The organism is Bradyrhizobium macuxiense, assembly GCF_007993935.1.
In the GTDB taxonomy this organism is placed as follows: Bacteria; Pseudomonadota; Alphaproteobacteria; order Rhizobiales; family Xanthobacteraceae; genus Bradyrhizobium; species Bradyrhizobium macuxiense_A.
On the sequence record NZ_VITY01000039.1, the window covers coordinates 1 to 3275 of the forward strand.

General features: G+C 60.1%; 3 protein-coding genes. 1 reads left to right on the plus strand and 2 read right to left on the minus strand.

Translation table 11 applies throughout. From position 1 onward, the window contains the following. Positions 1 to 152 precede the first annotated feature (152 nt). Positions 153 to 818: a TetR/AcrR family transcriptional regulator gene (locus FBZ93_RS40330; RefSeq protein WP_146993221.1), complete on the minus strand. Its 666-nt coding sequence runs from the start codon at positions 816 to 818 to the stop codon at positions 153 to 155. A 31-nt stretch (positions 819 to 849) separates the two neighbouring features. After that, positions 850 to 1512, minus strand: a complete 663-nt coding sequence (locus FBZ93_RS40335) for a glutathione S-transferase family protein (RefSeq protein WP_146993222.1) — start codon at positions 1510 to 1512, stop codon at positions 850 to 852. A gap of 385 nt (positions 1513 to 1897) precedes the next feature. Here FBZ93_RS40335 and FBZ93_RS40340 point away from each other — a divergent pair, with 385 nt between their 5' ends. Further along, a complete protein-coding gene (locus FBZ93_RS40340; protein WP_146993223.1) occupies positions 1898 to 2572 on the plus strand; it encodes an SIR2 family protein in 675 nt (224 codons plus the stop codon). Positions 2573 to 3275 lie beyond the last annotated feature (703 nt).

Consider the following 3275-nt stretch of genomic DNA (forward strand, 5'->3'; position numbering starts at 1 on the left):
GCTCTTGCGTGCCATCATCCGAGCCTTCCTCGAGACCATCCCGGCGCCAAATATCGCCTGAGCCCGGCGGCGCGCCGGTTCTTCACGAACGACTCCGGAACCATGATTTGCCGTGTATCGCTTCCCCGCAGGTCGGCGAGCTCTTGTGCCGTTCAGCTGCGTGGCGGTCGAGACGCCTGAAGGCGGTCCGTAGGCTGAACGCGCAGAGTATCCAGATATCGGACCATCGCATCCAACCCGGCCTTCAGGTCGGCCCCATTTTGAGAATTCTTTGCCAAGCTGATGTACCCCTCATAAGCCGCGATCAGGAACGTGCTCGACTGGTCCGGGTCGACCCCCTGGTCGACGTCCCCATGCGCCCTCCCTTCTCGCAATGTCTTTGCGATCGCGCCCTGCCACTCTCGGAACAATTTTGCAGTTCGTCGGCGAAACCCCTCATCAAGAGGCGACATCTCCTGAGCTATATTGTTCAGTGGACAGCCGCATTCGATGTCGTGCTTCTCCAGCGACGTCCCCTTCAAGACGGCGATCAGCGCATTGATCGGATTCTCGGCGTCGCGCAAGGGCACCTGCCACTTCTGCCGCATGATGTCGGCCACCACCACGTCAACGACCGCGTAGCCGAGCGCCTCCTTGTTCTCGAAATGATGATAAAGCGCGCCCTTCGTGACGCCCGCCACGCGCAAGATCGCGTCGACGTCCGCGCTTCGAAATCCCGAGCGATGGATCTCCGCGAACGCCGCATTGAGAAGCGCCTCGCGGGTGCGGACTGGATCACGTGCTGCCGGCCTGTTCGTCTTTGCGTGCGCTTTCTTCATGCATGAGGGCCTTTTGACGCTAGAACGCGAATCATTGCGGTGCGCGGTGCGAAGCCGCACGACGAGCCCCGTCATCTCCATTGGATGGCCACGGATCGGCCCATGCAGGAATCCTGCCCAGCCCTTCGATCCAGCGCACCACATTCGGGAAGGACTCGAGCGGCATCTCCGCTGATCGCCAATCGGTTGCCATGGACGCCAACTGGAAATCGCCAATCGTGAGACGATCGCAGGCAACGTAATCGCGGCCTTCCAGATGCTGGTCAAGCACCGCGGCGAACCTCATCAGGTTCGCCTCCTTTGCACGAAGCGGTTCGCGATCAGGAGGCCCCATCCCAAAGGTGGACTTGACGATATACTCGAAATAGAACGGCGAAACGGCTGGCGCCCAATGGCAATCGTTCCAGGAAAGCCACCGCAAGACCTCGATCTGCTCTACCACGCTCGTCATCGGCCACATGTCGGCCCCTCGCTTGGCGCAGAGATACGCCATGATGGCAGATGACTCCCACAGCACCCGATCGCCGTCGACCAGCGTGGGCACCTTCTTGTTGGGGTTGAGCAAGGCATATTCCGGCCTGGCGAGCTCACCCGCCATCAGGTCCATCTCCACGTACTCCATGGCCATGCCAAGGTGCTTCGCAAGTGCAAGTACACGCCGCGGCGCCTGCGCCCTGATCCAGTACAGCCGCATAGCACTTCTCCTACTGCAGACCGTTCAGCAACATACATACTAGTTGGTATGCTGTCAAATATCCGGTCTACCGGGGAGCGAACCGGATCCTCGCCGGTCGAAGCGCATGCTGGCAAGGGTAGCATGGAGAGCTCGATAAGCGGCCGCGGACGCGCCATCCGTTCCTCATCCCGGTTATCGGCACGTATGCGCCCCTCTCCGGACTTGCCGCACCGCGACGGCTAAATGGTGCAAGCGCATTGCGCTCCCCCGGCGACTTTGCGGCAGGCGGTTTGCTGTCGACAGTCTCGGGCTTGGTGAAGCTGATCGATCAAGAGCAAAACACTTGCAAACCAAGCGTCGGCAGACGATCAAACCAAGCGTTGAAATTGCAGTTTAGGCCGCCATGACTGAACCAGCCTATCATATTGATGATCTCCCTGATTATCCCGCTTTCCAGCAGCTAGCCCGTGCGTTGTGGCGCAACGGCTCTGTTCGCGGCGGCTCTATCCTGGTTGGCGCTGGCCTCAGCAAGAATGCGGAGCGGCCTGGCGAAGATACGCCCGAGCCACCATTGTGGTCTGAACTCATGACCGAAATGGTCGAGCGGCTGTATCCGCACGATCAGAAGAGAGCGCCAAGCAACCCTCTGCGCATTGCCGAGGAATATCGAACCTATTTTGGTCAGGCAGGCCTCGACGACTTTCTGCGGACGCGGTTTCCGGACAAGTCTTGGTCCCCGGGACCGCTGCATGGCGATCTGCTGAGCTTGCCGTGGGGCGACGTGCTCACGACCAATTGGGACACGCTCCTCGAACGCGCCGAACACACCAGCGACCAATCCTACGAGGTCGTAAGAACTGAAGCCGATCTTACGCACGCCCGATCGCCGCGCATCGTGAAATTACACGGAACGATCGGTGATCCAGGTCCGCTCATCTTCGCGGAGGAAGATTACCGGACTTACCCCGTGAAGCATGCGGCCTTTGTCAATCTCGCCCGGCAAATCTTTATCGAGAACGAGTTATGTCTGATCGGCTTTTCCGGCGACGATCCTAACTTCCTGCAATGGGCTGGCTAGGTACGCGATCATCTCGGTGGCGGCGCGCGCCGAATACCCGGTGCAACCGAGTGCAGTATCGCCCTCCAGCGACGAGTTGCCGAACATCCTCTCGACGATGTGGTCATCAAGGCGGCCAATCGTAATGGCTCGTCAACAACGCTCGAGATGCAGGTCAAACGCGTCAATGAACTGTGGTCCGCTATCATCGATCAAGTCGGAGCAAGTGCCCCTGCGGCCGCCACATTGGATCGAGGCGACGGCCGTTACAGCGCTCTCCCAGCCGACACCGGGTCGCGACATTACAGGTGCGAATGTGCAAATCCGCCTGGCTAGGCGAATAACTGACCGCAATGCCCATCAACGGCACCTTGCGAAAACTCACCGACAAAGGCAGCCGACGAGAGGGCAGTGATAGCGACGCGGGCATGCAATGACCGCGGGCACTGAGGCGACTGCAGTCGCGAGACCGATTAACAAGGCACCCGAGCGCGGGACAGTGATAGCGAGGCCGGCATGCAATGCCGGCGGGGCCCACGAGCGAGTGCCTCCGGCGAGCGACACGTGATATCTCGCGTGAGGGATCGAAGCCGAACGGCGTGCGCCGTTGTGGCGTGAAGAAGAAGGGGGTGTTCGAAAGAATGGAGCCTACTGGTTTGGCTCTTACTTGCCCGACTTACCGGTGTCGGAAACGACTGAGACCTCGAAAGAGGAACGGGACCAG